Below are 14,670 nucleotides of genomic sequence, written 5' to 3'. Positions count from 1 at the left end.
TTTTTGAGTACACTACCCTGGGGGCTGAGCGCACTGCTTATTGCCGTGTGCATAAGCTGGATAAGCTTCCGCAACGACAGCAGGGTGATACGTAAGGTTGTGGTTGAAATTGACAACCAGATCAATAATTATTTTCTGGATGAGGCAGATGTTTTAAAGCTGCTTACAGACGGAGGCGAAGAAAAGATAGTAGGGGCGAATGTAGAAAACTTAAGCTTAAAAATACTTGAAAATCGGCTGAAGAATCATAAGTTTGTAAGTAATACTGAGGTATCTACAGACTTTCAGGGTAACTTGTTCGTCAGTATCACCCAGAGCAAGCCTATAGCGCGAATCTTGCGGCAAGACGGGCCGGGAGCTTATGTAAGTAATATCGGCCAGGTGCTACCGCTTTCAGAAAAATACACAGCACGGGTGGTGCTCCTTAGCGGAGACTACACCCGCAAGTTGTGGCTCGACAACCTGGAGGAGACTCCTTACGGTCAACAGTTGTTAGAGTTGCTGCTGTATATTGATCAGGATCCTTTCTGGAAGGCGCAAATTGCGGAGGTTAGCATTAACCGAAATGGAGACATACGGCTTTATCCACAGGTAACCCGTCAGGTGGTAGAGTTTGGTAAGGCAGAAAATATTGAAGAGAAATTTAAGAAGTTAATGATTTTTTATACCCGCATATTGCCTGCTAAAGGCTGGAATACATATGACCGGGTGAGTTTGAAATATAGTAATCAAATTGTTTGTGAATAAACCACGCAGGCATGCAGGAAGATAAAATCGTTGTAGGCTTAGACATAGGCACCACTAAAATCTGCGTTATTGTGGGACGCCGGAACGAGTATGGCAAACTCGAAGTGATGGGGATGGGGAAAGCTGTTTCTGACGGGGTAGTTCGGGGTATTGTTACCAATATTGATAAAACGGTAACAGGTATCCAAAAAGCTATTGCAGAGGCAGAAGAGCAATCCGGAATAGACATCCGCGTAGTAAATGTTGGCATTGCCGGCCAGCATATCAAAAGTTCAATCCATCATGGCAGCATTACGCGTAATTCTGCCGATGATGAAATCACGGTAGAGGATGTGAACCGCCTCACCAATGATATGTACCGCATCGTGATTCCTCCGGGAAGTGAGATCATACACGTCATGCCCCAGAGCTACACCGTCGATTATGAAGATGGGATCAAAGATCCTGTTGGCATGTCGGGTGTGAAACTGGAGGCTGATTTCCATATTATCACGGCTCAGACCAACGCTATTAACAATATTAATAAGTGTGTCCGCCGGGCCAATCTAGAGATTGAAAATCTGATACTGGAACCTCTTGCCAGTAGCCTGGCGGTGTTAACAGACGAGGAAAAAGAAGCCGGTGTCTGCCTGGTAGACATTGGTGGCGGTACAACCGATATTGCCATTTTCCACGACAACATCATTAGGCATACGGCAGTAATTCCTTTCGGTGGTAATATTATTACTTCCGATATCAAGCAGGGCTGCATGGTAATGCAACACCAGGCCGAGCTGCTGAAGACTAAATTCGGACGTGCCATTGCCGAGGAGGCCAGTGAAAACGAAATTGTTTCCATTCCCGGCCTGCGCAACCGTCCGCCTAAAGAGATCTCTATCCGCAACCTGTCTCACATCATTGAGGCGCGTATGGAGGAGATCATTGAACTGGTACATGCCGAGATCATTTCCAGTGGCTACGACAACCGCCTGGCAGGCGGCATTGTGATCACAGGTGGTGGTTCACAGCTGGCTGGTATCCGTCAGTTATATGAATATATGATTGGCATGGATGCCCGCATTGGCTACCCCAATGAGCACCTTGGCAAAAGCAAAGTAGAAATGGTGAAAAGCCCGATGTACGCTACTTCGGTGGGTCTTGTACTTTCAGGCTTTAAAGCAATAGACGATCGTGAGAACCAATACAACGAGCGACGTCCGCAGCAACAGATTACGAGCAAACAGGTGAAGAAGGAGCGGCCGTCAGGTGGTGGGTTCTTTAAGAACATCATTGACCGTACCCGTAACCTGCTTATTGATGATATGGAGGACCAGGATCTGTACTAACCCATTAACAAGAAAGCCATCATGCCTGAAAACAAATACCAATTTGAATTACCCTCACACCACCGCTCTATTATTAAGGTGATTGGTGTTGGCGGGGGCGGCAGTAATGCCGTAAACCATATGTACAACCAGGGCATTCGCGATGTTGAATTCGTGGTTGTTAATACTGATTCTCAAGCTTTAAAAAGCAGTCCGATCCCTAACCGCCTGCAGATTGGTACCGGCCTTACCGAAGGTCTGGGTGCCGGCGCTAACCCTGAAAAAGGAAGAAATGCCGCTGTAGAGAGCAAGGAAGAAATAAGAGAACTGCTGAGCAAAGACACCAAAATGGTGTTCATCACTGCCGGTATGGGCGGCGGAACCGGAACCGGTGCAGCCCCTGAACTGGCAAGGGTAGCCAAAGAGCTTGGCATACTTACCGTAGGCATCGTTACACTTCCTTTTGCCTGGGAGGGTAAAAAGAAGCTGGCACAGGCCTCACACGGTATAAACCTGCTGAAAGATAATTGCGATACAGTAATCGTTATCCTGAACGATAAACTGCGCGAGATATACGGCAACCTGCCCATTCGTGATGCATTTGCCCAGGCTGATAACGTGCTGACTACTGCAGCCAAAGGTATTGCAGAGATCATTACCGTTCCCGGCTATGTGAACGTTGACTTTGAAGACGTGAAAACCGTTATGAAAGACAGCGGAGCAGCCGTAATGGGTTCTTCTCTTGCAGAAGGAGAAAACAGGGCACGCCGTGCTGCAGAGGAGGCCATATCTTCTCCGCTGCTCAACAGCCGCAACATCCATGGTGCGCAGAAAATCCTGCTCTCCATTATTTCCGGCGAAGAGGCAGAGCTGCAGATGGACGAGCTCACCGAAATTACCGAATACATCCAGGAGAAAGCCGGCGAAGATGCAGAGATGATCTTCGGCCACGGTGTGGATCCGGAATTAGGCAACAGCATACGGGTAACCGTAATTGCTACAGGCTTTATTGCCGAAGAGGAGCCCATCAGCAAGGACCCCTTCCAGAGCAAAGATCCTTTCCAGGAAAAGAAGCGCGTGATTGATCTTGAGTCTAACAGGACCATCGAGAACAAGCCTGTTTCTTTTACAAAGCCTCAGGCTCAACCACAGGAGCGCGAACCTGAGGCAGGGCGTGGCTATGCCTTTGAAAAGCCAGCACCTACCCCCCCTAAACCAGAACCACAACCAGAACCTTATGCCGAACCTGAATATGAGTTTGTGTCGGGTCCGGAAATGGAAGATGAAGTGGAGGATGAGGAGTTTCTGTACGAAGAGGACCTTCGCCAGAAACGCCAGCTCCTGATTGATAAGGCTAAAGACCGTGTTCGCAGGATCAAAGGTCTTCGCCCTACTACTAATGTAAATGAACCCGAGGACCTGAAAGAGATGCTGGATGTACCGGCTTATCTGCGCAAGAATGTTCGCCTGAAGGATGTTCCCCATTCATCAGAAAAGAACGTATCGCGCTACAACCTCAACGACGAGAACCAGATCTTAGGAAACAATAAGTTTCTGCACGATAATGTTGACTAGTGTCAAAGTTGACTAAAGTCAAATGGATTTCGGTCTGCCGGACTGGAATAGTAACAGATTAAGGCTTTATTGCCTTATTCTCTCAAATTTCAACCAAAACCAAAAAGCCAGGATTAGTACCCTGGCTTTTTGGTTTTATGTATTTACAGCAAATGTGTGCCTAATGTTCAGGAAAGCGCTGTAGCAAGCACTATCATCAAAACCGCACAAACGCCTCCACCTGCTCCTCCAGCAGTTGTTTGTAAAGGGTATTGGTGAGCTGGCCATTGGCCATGTTTTTTTCTATCTGCGCCAGGCGGGGCTTTTGGGCAAGCACGTGCATGCCCAGGTAGTTAAATACATCGGTAAGGTGGCTCATGGCCATACCACCACCCTGTACCCCTGATGATACACCCACCAGTGCACACTTCTTTCCTTTGAAAGGACTGGGATAGTCCATGCCATCGATAAAAGCCTTGAGCACCCCGGGAAAGGAATTGTTGTATTCTGGTACTATGTATACCATTTTGCTGGCATGGCGCAGCCGTTCTGCCAGGGCATTAAAGCCCTTGTTAGTACCGCTGCTGTCATAGAGTGCAGATACGGTAAAATCTTCGGGCAGCTCTATTAAATCAAGTATCTGGCTTTCTACACCTTTTTGCTGCAGCAGTGCCTGGTACCACTGGGCTACCATTGCAGATACTGCTCCCGGCCTGTTGGTGCCTGAAATTATCTCAATCATTGATTATTCTTAAGAATGTATAGCTGCAAGATGCGGTTCCTGCCCGCATCTTGCAAATCCACCTAAATTTTTATTAGTATTGAACACTGACTTTTTAAAAGGGTTGATGTAAATCATAGTTTAACTGCTAAGGATTGACCGATTTTTACAACCCTTTCTGAAAAGACCAATGAACAATTTTTAAAGTTCTATTTCATGCTACAACAAATTCAAGAGGCAGTTGCTGCCATTCGTAAACAAATCTCCTTCGATCCACAAATTGGCATAATTCTCGGTACCGGCCTGGGCCAACTGGTAAACAAAGTTAAAGTGCAGCATAGTATTCGCTATGATGATATACCCCATTTCCCGATCTCTACGGTAGAGAGCCACAACGGCAGGCTGATTTTTGGGGAGCTGGGTGGCAAGCAGGTGGTGGTGATGCAGGGCAGGTTTCATTATTACGAAGGCTATAATATGCAGCAGATTACCCTGCCGGTAAGGGTGATGAAACTGCTTGGAATTAAGCAACTTTACATCAGTAATGCTGCCGGGGGGCTTAATCCCGATCATAAGCTCGCAGACCTGATGGCTTTGAACGATCACATCAATCTGCTGCCGGAAAATCCATTAAGGGGTAAAAACCTTGATGAATTCGGTCCCCGCTTTCCGGATATGTTCAAGCCTTATGACGAAACCCTGCTGCAGCAGGCCGGGGATATTGCTGCCAGACTAGGCTTCAGGCTGCACAAAGGTGTTTATGCTGCAGTTACCGGTCCAAACCTGGAGACTCCTGCAGAATACCGCTACATGCGCGTAATTGGGGCCGATGCTGTTGGCATGTCTACCGTACCGGAGGCTTTGGTGGCACGACATATGAACCTGCCGGTATTTGCAGTGTCGGTAATTACCGATCTGTGTACTCCTGAGGCGCTGGAACATGTAACCATTGAAAAAGTGCTGGCCGCAGCTGCCATGGCAGAACCAAAGCTAACTGCGCTTGTTGAAGAATTAGTATCCCTACAAACCATTTAGTTATGAGACCACAGGAAAACGAATATCCAGCCTTTTACAAGGCTTATATCGAGCAGGTGCCTCAGACTGAACCTATTCCGGCACTGGAAAAAGCTGCAGAAGAAATTCCACGCTTTTTAGCTTTACTCTCCGAAGCAAAAGGAGATTATAGGTATGCCCCCGACAAATGGTCGGTAAAGGAACTGCTGCAGCATGCAATAGATACGGAACGTATCATGGCCTACCGAGCCCTTACCATTGCAAGGGGAGATACAACACCGCTGCCGGGCTTCGATGAAAATTCTTATGCCCGCATTGCCCACACCCAATATCGAACCATTGCAGATCTGAGGACAGAGTTCCAGGTGGTGCGTAAGTCTACCCTCTGCCTGTTCCAGAATTTCGACGAATCTGCTTTTCGCCGCAGGGGCATCGCCAATGATAATCCCATTACAGTTTTAGCGCTGGCTTATATTATAGCGGGGCATCAGCTGCATCATTTCAGAATTTTAAAAGAGCGCTATTTTCCGGAGCTGGTGGTGGCAAAGCCCTAAGCTAAGCCTTACATAAACAAAATTGTATTGCCTGGGTATGAAATACTATTCAGGCAATTTTTTTAAAAGATAAAAAATGGAATTAAAGAATAAGGTAGCAATAGTAACAGGGGCAAGTAAAGGAATAGGCCTCGAACTGTGCCGTCAGTTACTGGCGGCGGGCATGAAGGTGGCCGGCTGGAGCCGATCGGAGCCAGACCTGAAACAGGATAATTTTTTCTGGCAACAGTGCGATGTGGGGAATATGGAATCGGTACAGCAGGCTTTTAGTGCAAGCCTTGAACACTTTGGTGCTGATATAGCCGTACTTGCCAACAATGCAGGATTGGGTTACGAGGGTAAGCTCGATGAGATGGACCCGGCACAGTGGCACACCATGATAGATGTAAATGTAAACGGCATATTTTATTGTACCAGGCTGGTACTGCCCCTGATGAAGGAGCGGGGAGAAGGCCACATCATTAACCTAAGCAGCATTGCCGGCACAACCGGTATTGCCGGCATGAGTGGTTATGTAGCAAGTAAACATGCAGTAAGGGGTATTTCACATTCATTATATAAAGAGGTGCGCAATGAAGGTATCAAAGTAACCTGTATTTATCCTGGCTCTACAAACACTCATTTTTTTGATGAGATAGGCAGTGTAACAGCCCATGAGCACATGATGCGCCCGCAGGATGTGGCCGACACCATTCTGCATTGCATTAAAACACATAAGAATTTTCATATTGTAGATGTGGAGATGAGACCCTTAAAGCCCAAAGGCTAATAATTTTATTATCTTTGCGCCGTTAAAAAGACAGCATGTCGCTGGAAGTAAAAAATCTATACAAACAATACGGAGAACAGTGGGCAGTGAACGATGTATCGTTTGCTGTAGCACAGGGTGAAATTCTGGGTTTCCTGGGGCCAAACGGAGCCGGTAAGTCCACCACCATGAAAATAGCCACCTGCTATCTGCCACCCACCTCCGGTACGGTGCTCATCAACGGCCTGGATGTTCTGGAAAATCCGCTGAAGGTTCGCCAGCAAATTGGTTACCTGCCTGAGCACAACCCACTTTACCTGGATATGTATGTGCATGAGTACCTGCGCTTTATTGGTTCTCTGCATAAACTTTCGGGAAAGCGGCTGAAACAGCGGGTGGCAGAGGTAGTGAGTCTTTGTGGGCTGGAGCGTGAGCAGAATAAAAAAATACAAGCCCTGAGTAAAGGATACCGGCAACGGGTAGGGCTTGCCCAGGCGCTGGTGCATGACCCTACGGTGCTGATCCTGGATGAGCCCACCACTGGGCTTGACCCTAACCAGATTGAAGAAATCAGGGGCGTGATCCGCAGCATCAGCAGCCGCAAAACCGTTATCTTCAGCACTCATATCATGCAGGAGGTACAGGCCCTGTGCCACCGGGTGGTAATCATTAACCGGGGCAAGGTGGTGGCCGATAGTCCCGTGAGTCAGCTGCAGCAGCAGCCTGCTGGTGGCAGGCTCATCAGGGTAGAGTTTGAAGCAGCAGTAGACCCGCTGCTCTTTGAAAGAATAGATGGCATCAAAAAGGTAGAAGAGGTCAATGCAGCCCAGTACCTGCTCCACACTACCGAAGACCTGGGGGTGCGCTCCCGCATCTTTCGCCTGGCAGCGGATAACGATCTGCCCCTGGTGGGACTGCGCCTGGAGGAGAACTCGCTCGAGAAAGTATTCAGGGAGCTAACCCAACAACAGCCTGTAGCATGATCCAAGTATTTCTGAAAGAGGTAAACAGCTTTCTCAACTCGCTGATTGCCTATATTGTATTAAGCGTATTTCTGGTTGGGGTAGGCCTGCTGGTGTGGGTTTTTCCCGAAACATCGGTGCTGGAGTGGGGCTATGCCGACCTGGAAACCCTCTTCTCCTTTGGACCCTATGTGCTCCTGTTTCTGCTGCCGGCTATTACCATGCGTACCTTTGCCGAGGAGAAAAAAGCGGGCACGCTGGAGCTGCTCTACACCCGCCCGTTAACCGACTGGCAGGTAATTCTGGGCAAGTACTTCAGCAGCCTTTTTCTGCTGTTGCTGGCCCTTATTCCAACCCTGCTCTACTATTACAGTTTGAGCGAGCTTGGTAACCCGCCCGGTAATATCGATACGGCTGCTGTGGCAGGCTCTTACCTGGGGCTTTTTTTGCTGGGATCTGTTTTTGCGGCCATTGGTGTGTTTGCATCTTCGCTTACAGAAAACCAGATTGTTTCCTTCCTGGTAGCCCTGTTCCTGTGCTTTATTCTTTATTCAGGCTTTAGCTCACTGGCTACTATTGATGTTTTGAGCAGCAGCGGTTATGTGGTGCAGCAGCTCGGTATCCTGTACCACTATAATGCCCTGAGCAAAGGCCTCATCGATTCACGCAATGTGATTTATTTTCTAACTGTGATTGTGCTGATGCTCATGCTCACTAAACTGGTGCTAAGCAGCCGCAAATGGTAAATAAGGGTATGCAGATACGTAAAACACAACATAGCGGAACACCAAAGAAAATAGAAGACCTGCTTTGGTTTGGCATTGGCCTGATGCTGTTGCTTATTCTGAATGTATGGGCCTCAGATAACTTCTTCCGCATCGATCTTACAGAAGACAAGCGCTACTCCATTACCCCGGCTACCACAGCCGTGCTGGAGGAGCTGGAAGATGTGGTATATGTAGATGTATACCTGGAGGGCGATGTGCCGGCAGGCTTTAAGCGCCTGCAGCGCAGTGTGCGTGAAACCCTGGATGAATTCAGGACCTATGCCGGTGGCAACATCCAGTACAATTTTATAGATCCATCTACGGCAGTAAGCCAGAATGCCCGCAACGAATTTTACAGCAACCTGGCAGCCAAAGGCATTCAGCCTACCAATATTTTCGATACCGAAGAGGGCAAACGTACCGAGAAGCTGGTGTTTCCCGGCGCGGTAGTGAGCTATGGCGGGCAGGAGCGTGGGGTAATGCTCCTTAAAGGGAACATGACTGCTACGCCTGAAGAGCGCCTCAACCAGTCTGTGGAAGGCGTAGAGTATGAGCTGGCTTCTGCCATTCGTGAGCTAACCCAGCAGGGCAAACCACAGGTGGGCTGGCTGGTTGGTAATGGCGAAGCCGATTCCATACAGGTGGGCAGCATCATGCAAACACTTCAGGAACAGTACGATATTAGCAGAATGCGCCCCGAAGCACTTGCCGGGCAGCAGCCTGCTGCCGTGGTCATAGCTAACCCAACCCAGCAGTTTACCGATCAGCAGCGCTTTCTGTTAGACCAGTACGTAATGCGTGGCGGCAACCTGCTCATGTTCCTGGATGCCGTGCGGGTAAACATGGACAGCCTGGGGCAGGGAGGAACCATTGCAGTACCACAGCCGCTTGGGCTGGAGGAGTTACTGTTCCGCTGGGGGCTGCGCCTGAACCAGAACCTGGTGCAGGATTTAAGCTCAGGTGCCTATCCCATTGTGGTGGGTAATATGGGTGATCAGCCACAGGTACGGATGCTGCGCTGGCCGTTTTTCCCGGTCATGAATAACTATGCTGCTCACCCCATTGTGCGCAACCTCGATGCTACCTATGCCCGCTTTGTGAGTAGCCTGGATACTGTAAAGGCAGAAGGTGTGCGTAAAACACCGCTCATCCTTACCTCCCAGTATAGCCGCTTGTTTAATGCACCGGTGCGGGTGAGTGTGGAAGACCTTAGGCGGGATGTGCGCCCGGAGAGTTACAATGCCGGTCCGCAGCCGGTTGCTTACCTGCTGGAGGGTGAGTTTACTTCGCTCTATAAGAACAGGTTTTTGCCCGAAGGTGTAGATGAACAGGGATTTGTGGCAGACAGCCAGGGCGGAAAGATTGTGGTGGTGAGCGATGGCGATTTTCCCATCAACGAAGTAAACCGCCGCACCCGCGAGCCGTTACCCCTGGGTGCAGCACCTTTTACGCAGCAAATTTTTGCCAACAGTGAATTTATTCAGAATGCCCTGGCTTACCTTACCAACGAAAGCGGGCTCATACTGGCCAGGAACAAAGAAATAGCCATCCGTCCGCTGGATCCTGTGCGGGTAGAGGCCGAAAAGAGCTGGTGGCAAACCCTTAACCTGCTGGTGCCTGTGCTACTGGTGGTGCTTTTAGGCGTAGGCCATTATTTCTGGCGCAAACGTAAATACACCCGCTTCGCTAAACCTACAGAAGCATGACTAGAAAGAACTGGGCACTAGCGATCATATTCTTTATTCTAACGGCAGTTTTTGCTGTGATGATCAGCAGTAAGGGGCCTGCCGGTAATCAGCAGGTCGATAGAAACCTGTTTACCATAGCAGATACTGCAGCTATAGAAAAAATAACCCTGCGCCAGCCCGATGGCAGGGTGCAGACCATGCAGAAGCGCAACGGTTACTGGTTGCTTAACGAGAATCATGCGGCCGATCCGGCCATTATCAATGTGCTGCTAAGCGTGCTGAACGAGGTGCAGGTGAAAAGGCCTGTTGCCCGCAGCCAGCAGGAGGCCGTTCTCCGGCAGTTAACCGAAGAAGGAGTAGAGGTAGAACTGGAGGGAGGCGCAAGTCCTGCACGTTTTATGGTGGGTGGATCGGAAGGGCAGCGCATTTCATACTTTGCCCGCGATGAAAAGGCATATGTGATGGAGCTGCCAGGCTACTCCAGCTACATCAGTGGTATCTTTTACCTGAAGGAGAGCGATTTGCGGAATAAAATGCTTACCAGCCTCAACAGCATGAACTTCCAGGGGCTGGATGTGGTGTACCCTGCCGATACTGCCCAAAATGTTAGTATTCGTTACCAGAATAATATGCTGGGGGTAGAAAACCTGCTGCGACCAGATAGCTCAGTGCTCTTTCAGTACATGATGATCTATGAGCCTTTGCAGATCTCGGGCTATTTAACACCTGGCGAAGATCCTGCCTATGATAGCCTGCTGCAAACACAGCCGATGGCGCTCTTCAGGATGCAAACCGTTGGAAATTCAGAAGGGCTGGAGCTGCAGCTTTACCCGCCACTGCCCGGCAGGCGCCAGCGGTTGGGTTATCTGCCCAGGCAAAAAGAGGCCGTGCTGCTGGACGAAAGGCTTGCCCAGGCAATGCTAATTCGCAGGCATGATCTGCTTTTGGAACAGTAATTTGTGTACTTAAGCTCCTAAACCGTTTGATCTGGAAGAAAGCTTGGAAAAAACCCGCTTTCTTGTTAAACTGCCTTTAGGTGCTTGTGTAATTTTTTTTAACTTTAGGCCGCAAAAACCAACAAGACTTTTCATCGCTGCATATGAAGTTTATCGTTTCTTCCTCCGCCCTTTTAAAGCAACTCTCGGCTATCAGCGGGGTAATTACCTCAAATCCGGTAGTGCCGATTCTGGAGAATTTTCTATTTGAGATCAACGACGGGGCGCTGAAAGTAACAGCTTCCGATCTGCAAACAAGCATGATTACTGAAATGGATGTGGAAGCCCGCGAAAGCGGTAACATAGCCGTACCGGCCCGCATCCTGATGGATACGCTGAAAAACCTGCCGGAACAGCCGGTAACCTTCAGCATAGATGAAGAAACCTACACTATTGAGATCAGCTCCGACAATGGCCGTTACAAGCTTTCTGGCGAGAATGCAACAGACTTTCCCCGCACGCCGGAGGTAAATGATCCCTATGGTGTTGATGTACCTGCTGATACGCTGCAAAATGCCATTGCCAATACCTTGTTTGCAGTGAGCAACGATGAGCTTCGTCCGGCCATGACGGGTGTTTACATTCAGCTGCGCGATACCAATGCCACCTTTGTAGCTACAGACGGTCACCGTCTTATTCGTTACCGCAGGGTAGATGTTGCTGCCGATATGGACAACAACATCATTATCCCGAAGAAGGCCCTGAACCTGCTGCGCACAACGCTGCCCTCTGGCGCTACCCCTGTTACTATAGAGTTTAATGCCTCTAATGCCTTCTTTAAGTTCAACAACATAAAGATGATCTGCCGCCTGATTGATGAGCGTTTTCCTGATTACGAGAACGTAATTCCGGTAGATAATAACAACAAAATGGTGATTAACCGCATGGAGCTGCTTAGCTCGCTGAAGCGTATTGCCATTTATGCCAACAAAACCACCCATCAGGTGCGTCTTAAAATAACAGGTAACCAGTTGCAGATCAGTGCAGAAGACCTTGATTTCTCTAACGAAGCCATGGAACGCCTCAGCTGCGACCACGATGGCGAGGATATCGAGATTGGCTTCAATGCCCGCTTCCTGATCGAGATGCTCAACAACCTGGACTCTACAGATGTGCAGCTGAACCTTAGCAAACCAAACCGTGCAGGTCTGCTGATCCCTCGCGATAAGGATGAAAATGAAGACATCCTGATGCTGGTAATGCCGGTGATGCTGAACAATTACGTGTAGTGGTTTACTGATACAGAAAGAAGAAACATAAAACCGAAAAAGCAGCCCCGAGAGAGGCTGCTTTTTCTGCTTTCTAAGAATAGATAAACTATCGCATCAAACTTCTCCGATCTAGCTCACGGATGCACCGCAGGATGCTTCCGTCTGCTTTTTCTGTCTGCTGATACTGATGCTACAGTTCTGTTTCCGCTGCCTGTAGTTCTTCCGGCAATTTGTTGTCTACGCTTTCAATCATGCTGATTCCATCTTCAGCAGATAAACTTTGCCAGGGGTGTTGTATGCCTGCCAGGCCTCCCAAAGAGGCCTTTGTAATCTCGATTCAGGTCTTTGGCTGTCTTGAATAATGAGAGCCCGGGGCTGAAGATTTTATAGGCTTAGGCTCTGGTAGTACACCTTTATTTATGAAATATAATTTATTTATTATTTTATATATTAAAATCAATAAAGCGGGATTGTTGCTGTGTTGATTTTGTTAATAATGCCTATTTCTTTTTGCTTTTCCCCTAAGCTTGTCGTATATACATATGTATTAATGTGGCACCATCGATATTAGTTTGCTATTTGTGCCTTTGTGTAGTCAGTGCCTGAAAAGGCTTCTTGAAATAAAGTAGCTTAGTTGGGTGAAATGATTTTTTTATATCACTTATGCTTTGGTTTCGTTAAACAAATAAAACCATTGTAAACCAGGAGGAAAGAAAAGATTTGAAAGTAGCAGTGATTGGATCGAGAACATTTTCAGATTATGAGCTTCTGAAGAGTACCCTGAGGTGCATTCACATTACAGAAATAGTATCTGGTGGAGATACAGGGGCTGATAAACTGGCAGAGCAGTATTCGGAGGAAAAGAATATTCCCCTGCAGATCATTCCGCATACAGAGCATCCGGAAACTTCCAATGCCTCCCGTACCTACAACATCATCAGCGCAGCTCAACTGGTAATAGCCTTTTGGGATGGTAAAAGTCCCGGTACCGGCGATTTACTAAAATATGCCCGGCAAAAGGGAAAGAAGGTTGTAATAAAGTACTTTTAACTGAAAGCCCTGAACCATAGCAAATGCCATAGAACAGGGCTTTGTTTTCAATGAACTTGTAAGATTAGAAAGTGGCCTTCAGGCTAATACCATGAGATATCTGGGTCATGTTGAAGATTGACTCTGAACGATTTGTGAGGGTGTTTTCCCAGGTATATTCCAGGCCTACTCTGTTGCGTGGTGTCAATACAAAGCTTAATCCTGCCCCGGCTCGTACACCCAGGCCATACTTTTGCATAGATACATCTCTCCATCTGTTATAGTCTGTTGCTTTAACCTGTGCATGGTAATTCAATAGCCTGCTGTACACGCCTCCAGCAGAAATAAATGGTCTGATGCGGGTTTTAGTAAGGTTATAATAAACAGATATGGGTACTTGCAAATAGGTGAATGAAAACTCCGCCAGTGAGTTGATGCTGTGGTTGAATGGTGCTATTCCGCTTCCACCTTTTTTTGTGATACTTATTTCTGGTTGAATCGAAACCCGATTCCGGTGACTCATCTCCAGAAAAATGCCTGCTGTAAAATTTGTTTCAGGATTGAAATCAAAATAGACAGGTCTCTGTAAACTATATCCTGGTGCTGCATATTTGAACGTACTGCTGACAACTCCAGCTCTTACACCAAATCGGGTAGTTAGCTGGTAAGGGTTTTTAGCCGAGTTTACGCTTTCTGCCGGAGATATGCATAAATTATATTGCTGCACCAGTTTGCTTAGCGCTTTGGCTGTAAAGTCTGTTCTGCTGATATCAGAAGCAATCTGCTCGCAATCCGACATCAGGAACAGTAATGTGCCTATATATTTTTTGTCTTCTCTGATGTAGTTGCCTCTTTCAATATCCATCACTTGCCGGCCATTACTATTGTCATTGATTGTAGCCCGCACATCCCTTTTTTCAAGTTTTATCAGGGTATCTCCAGGTGTTTTGATGTAAAAGACGTCAATGAGTTTGTACAGGCTCATTTTACCTTCTACCAGACTAAACATGAAAGTTCTTTCTGTCTTGTTTTCTGCTACAGGCACATCTACCGCTTTGTAGGTGTTGCCTTCAATTACAAATGCCTGTAGGGCTGCAGGACTGTAGTTTGTATACTGATTTCCATTAGCAGCTCTGAAGGAAATCTGTTTGCCACCATCCCCGGCAAGTGGTTTGATGGTGCCATAAATTGTATCTCTACTTACGGTAATAATATATGACTGCCTGTTTTTTACCTGCTGTCCAAAGGCGGAGGATTGCAGGCCAAGAATCAAGAGTAGTGATACCAGGGTAGGCAGGCCGCTGGCTATCATCAGGTTTTGTACAAATGCAGGTAGTTTGGTTGAATACTGGTTCTCCATCGGGTAAAAAGGTAAG

At 47.8% G+C, this 14,670-nt stretch carries 14 protein-coding genes; 12 read left to right on the top strand and 2 right to left on the bottom strand.

Features of this window, described 5'->3' with window-relative positions; all coding sequences use genetic code 11:
* The first annotated feature begins 3 nt into the window (after positions 1-3).
* From KWJ01_RS10805 to ftsZ, 3 genes are read left to right on the top strand one after another with little or no spacing between them, the layout of a single operon-like run.
* On the top strand, positions 4-747 hold the full coding sequence (locus KWJ01_RS10805; protein ID WP_224996454.1) for a cell division protein FtsQ/DivIB: 744 nt from the start codon (positions 4-6) through the stop codon (positions 745-747).
* 11 nt (positions 748-758) lie between these two features.
* Positions 759-2,072 carry a cell division protein FtsA gene (gene ftsA, locus KWJ01_RS10800; RefSeq protein ID WP_224996453.1) on the top strand — a complete coding sequence of 438 codons (1,314 nt, stop codon included), beginning with the start codon at positions 759-761 and terminating at the stop codon, positions 2,070-2,072.
* A 21-nt stretch (positions 2,073-2,093) separates the two neighbouring features.
* Positions 2,094-3,626 (top strand): cell division protein FtsZ, encoded by a 1,533-nt coding sequence (gene ftsZ / locus KWJ01_RS10795; RefSeq protein ID WP_224996452.1) that lies wholly within the window; start codon positions 2,094-2,096, stop codon positions 3,624-3,626.
* 196 nt (positions 3,627-3,822) lie between these two features.
* Here the strand turns inward: ftsZ and KWJ01_RS10790 are convergent, their stop codons facing one another.
* Entirely contained in the window at positions 3,823-4,347 is a 525-nt protein-coding gene (locus tag KWJ01_RS10790) for an NADPH-dependent FMN reductase (RefSeq protein ID WP_224996451.1), read from the bottom strand.
* A gap of 195 nt (positions 4,348-4,542) precedes the next feature.
* Here KWJ01_RS10790 and KWJ01_RS10785 point away from each other — a divergent pair, with 195 nt between their 5' ends.
* The 9 genes from KWJ01_RS10785 to KWJ01_RS10745 all read left to right on the top strand — a co-directional run bounded on the left by KWJ01_RS10785 (position 4,543) and on the right by KWJ01_RS10745 (position 13,315).
* Positions 4,543-5,361: a purine-nucleoside phosphorylase gene (locus KWJ01_RS10785; protein WP_224996450.1), complete on the top strand. Its 819-nt coding sequence runs from the start codon at positions 4,543-4,545 to the stop codon at positions 5,359-5,361.
* A 2-nt stretch (positions 5,362-5,363) separates the two neighbouring features.
* The gene (locus KWJ01_RS10780) at positions 5,364-5,894 is read left to right on the top strand and encodes a DinB family protein (RefSeq protein WP_224996449.1); all 531 of its coding nucleotides are present in this window, start codon (positions 5,364-5,366) and stop codon (positions 5,892-5,894) included.
* Positions 5,895-5,970: 76 nt separating this feature from the next.
* Positions 5,971-6,663, top strand: coding sequence for an SDR family oxidoreductase (locus KWJ01_RS10775; protein WP_224996448.1), 693 nt, complete (start codon positions 5,971-5,973; stop codon positions 6,661-6,663).
* A 35-nt stretch (positions 6,664-6,698) separates the two neighbouring features.
* Positions 6,699-7,625 (top strand): gliding motility-associated ABC transporter ATP-binding subunit GldA, encoded by a 927-nt coding sequence (gene gldA / locus KWJ01_RS10770; RefSeq protein WP_224996447.1) that lies wholly within the window; start codon positions 6,699-6,701, stop codon positions 7,623-7,625.
* Positions 7,622-8,350: a gliding motility-associated ABC transporter permease subunit GldF gene (gldF, locus tag KWJ01_RS10765; RefSeq protein ID WP_224996446.1), complete on the top strand. Its 729-nt coding sequence runs from the start codon at positions 7,622-7,624 to the stop codon at positions 8,348-8,350. The genes gldA and gldF overlap by 4 nt, the downstream gene beginning before the upstream one ends.
* 8 nt (positions 8,351-8,358) lie before the next feature.
* Positions 8,359-10,077, top strand: a complete 1,719-nt coding sequence (gldG, locus tag KWJ01_RS10760; protein WP_224996445.1) for a gliding motility-associated ABC transporter substrate-binding protein GldG — start codon at positions 8,359-8,361, stop codon at positions 10,075-10,077.
* Positions 10,074-11,015 (top strand): hypothetical protein, encoded by a 942-nt coding sequence (locus KWJ01_RS10755; RefSeq protein ID WP_224996444.1) that lies wholly within the window; start codon positions 10,074-10,076, stop codon positions 11,013-11,015. Before gldG ends, KWJ01_RS10755 begins: the two co-directional genes overlap by 4 nt.
* A 143-nt stretch (positions 11,016-11,158) precedes the next feature.
* Positions 11,159-12,283 (top strand): DNA polymerase III subunit beta, encoded by a 1,125-nt coding sequence (dnaN, locus tag KWJ01_RS10750; RefSeq protein WP_224996443.1) that lies wholly within the window; start codon positions 11,159-11,161, stop codon positions 12,281-12,283.
* A gap of 702 nt (positions 12,284-12,985) precedes the next feature.
* Positions 12,986-13,315, top strand: coding sequence for a DUF2493 domain-containing protein (locus KWJ01_RS10745; RefSeq protein ID WP_224996442.1), 330 nt, complete (start codon positions 12,986-12,988; stop codon positions 13,313-13,315).
* A gap of 64 nt (positions 13,316-13,379) precedes the next feature.
* Here KWJ01_RS10745 and KWJ01_RS10740 read toward each other — a convergent pair whose 3' ends face one another.
* Entirely contained in the window at positions 13,380-14,654 is a 1,275-nt protein-coding gene (locus tag KWJ01_RS10740) for an outer membrane beta-barrel protein (RefSeq protein WP_224996441.1), read from the bottom strand.
* Positions 14,655-14,670 lie beyond the last annotated feature (16 nt).

The sequence above is a fragment of the Cesiribacter sp. SM1 genome (assembly GCF_020178975.1).
In the GTDB taxonomy this organism is placed as follows: domain Bacteria; phylum Bacteroidota; class Bacteroidia; order Cytophagales; family Cyclobacteriaceae; genus Cesiribacter.
The sequence above is the reverse complement of the archived record's forward strand: the minus strand, read 5'-3'. Positions and strand labels throughout refer to the sequence as shown.

What these genes read in the sequence shown, in the direction of transcription:
- ftsA (WP_224996453.1), top strand. Translation starts at nt 759, where the DNA reads ATGCAGGAAGATAAAATCGTTGTAGGCTTAGACATAGGCACCACTAAA.
- ftsZ (WP_224996452.1), top strand. Translation starts at nt 2,094, where the DNA reads ATGCCTGAAAACAAATACCAATTTGAATTACCCTCACACCACCGCTCT.
- KWJ01_RS10790 (WP_224996451.1), bottom strand. Translation starts at nt 4,347, where the DNA reads ATGATTGAGATAATTTCAGGCACCAACAGGCCGGGAGCAGTATCTGCA.
- KWJ01_RS10785 (WP_224996450.1), top strand. Translation starts at nt 4,543, where the DNA reads ATGCTACAACAAATTCAAGAGGCAGTTGCTGCCATTCGTAAACAAATC.
- KWJ01_RS10780 (WP_224996449.1), top strand. Translation starts at nt 5,364, where the DNA reads ATGAGACCACAGGAAAACGAATATCCAGCCTTTTACAAGGCTTATATC.
- KWJ01_RS10775 (WP_224996448.1), top strand. Translation starts at nt 5,971, where the DNA reads ATGGAATTAAAGAATAAGGTAGCAATAGTAACAGGGGCAAGTAAAGGA.
- gldA (WP_224996447.1), top strand. Translation starts at nt 6,699, where the DNA reads ATGTCGCTGGAAGTAAAAAATCTATACAAACAATACGGAGAACAGTGG.
- gldF (WP_224996446.1), top strand. Translation starts at nt 7,622, where the DNA reads ATGATCCAAGTATTTCTGAAAGAGGTAAACAGCTTTCTCAACTCGCTG.
- gldG (WP_224996445.1), top strand. Translation starts at nt 8,359, where the DNA reads ATGCAGATACGTAAAACACAACATAGCGGAACACCAAAGAAAATAGAA.
- KWJ01_RS10755 (WP_224996444.1), top strand. Translation starts at nt 10,074, where the DNA reads ATGACTAGAAAGAACTGGGCACTAGCGATCATATTCTTTATTCTAACG.
- dnaN (WP_224996443.1), top strand. Translation starts at nt 11,159, where the DNA reads ATGAAGTTTATCGTTTCTTCCTCCGCCCTTTTAAAGCAACTCTCGGCT.
- KWJ01_RS10740 (WP_224996441.1), bottom strand. Translation starts at nt 14,654, where the DNA reads ATGGAGAACCAGTATTCAACCAAACTACCTGCATTTGTACAAAACCTG.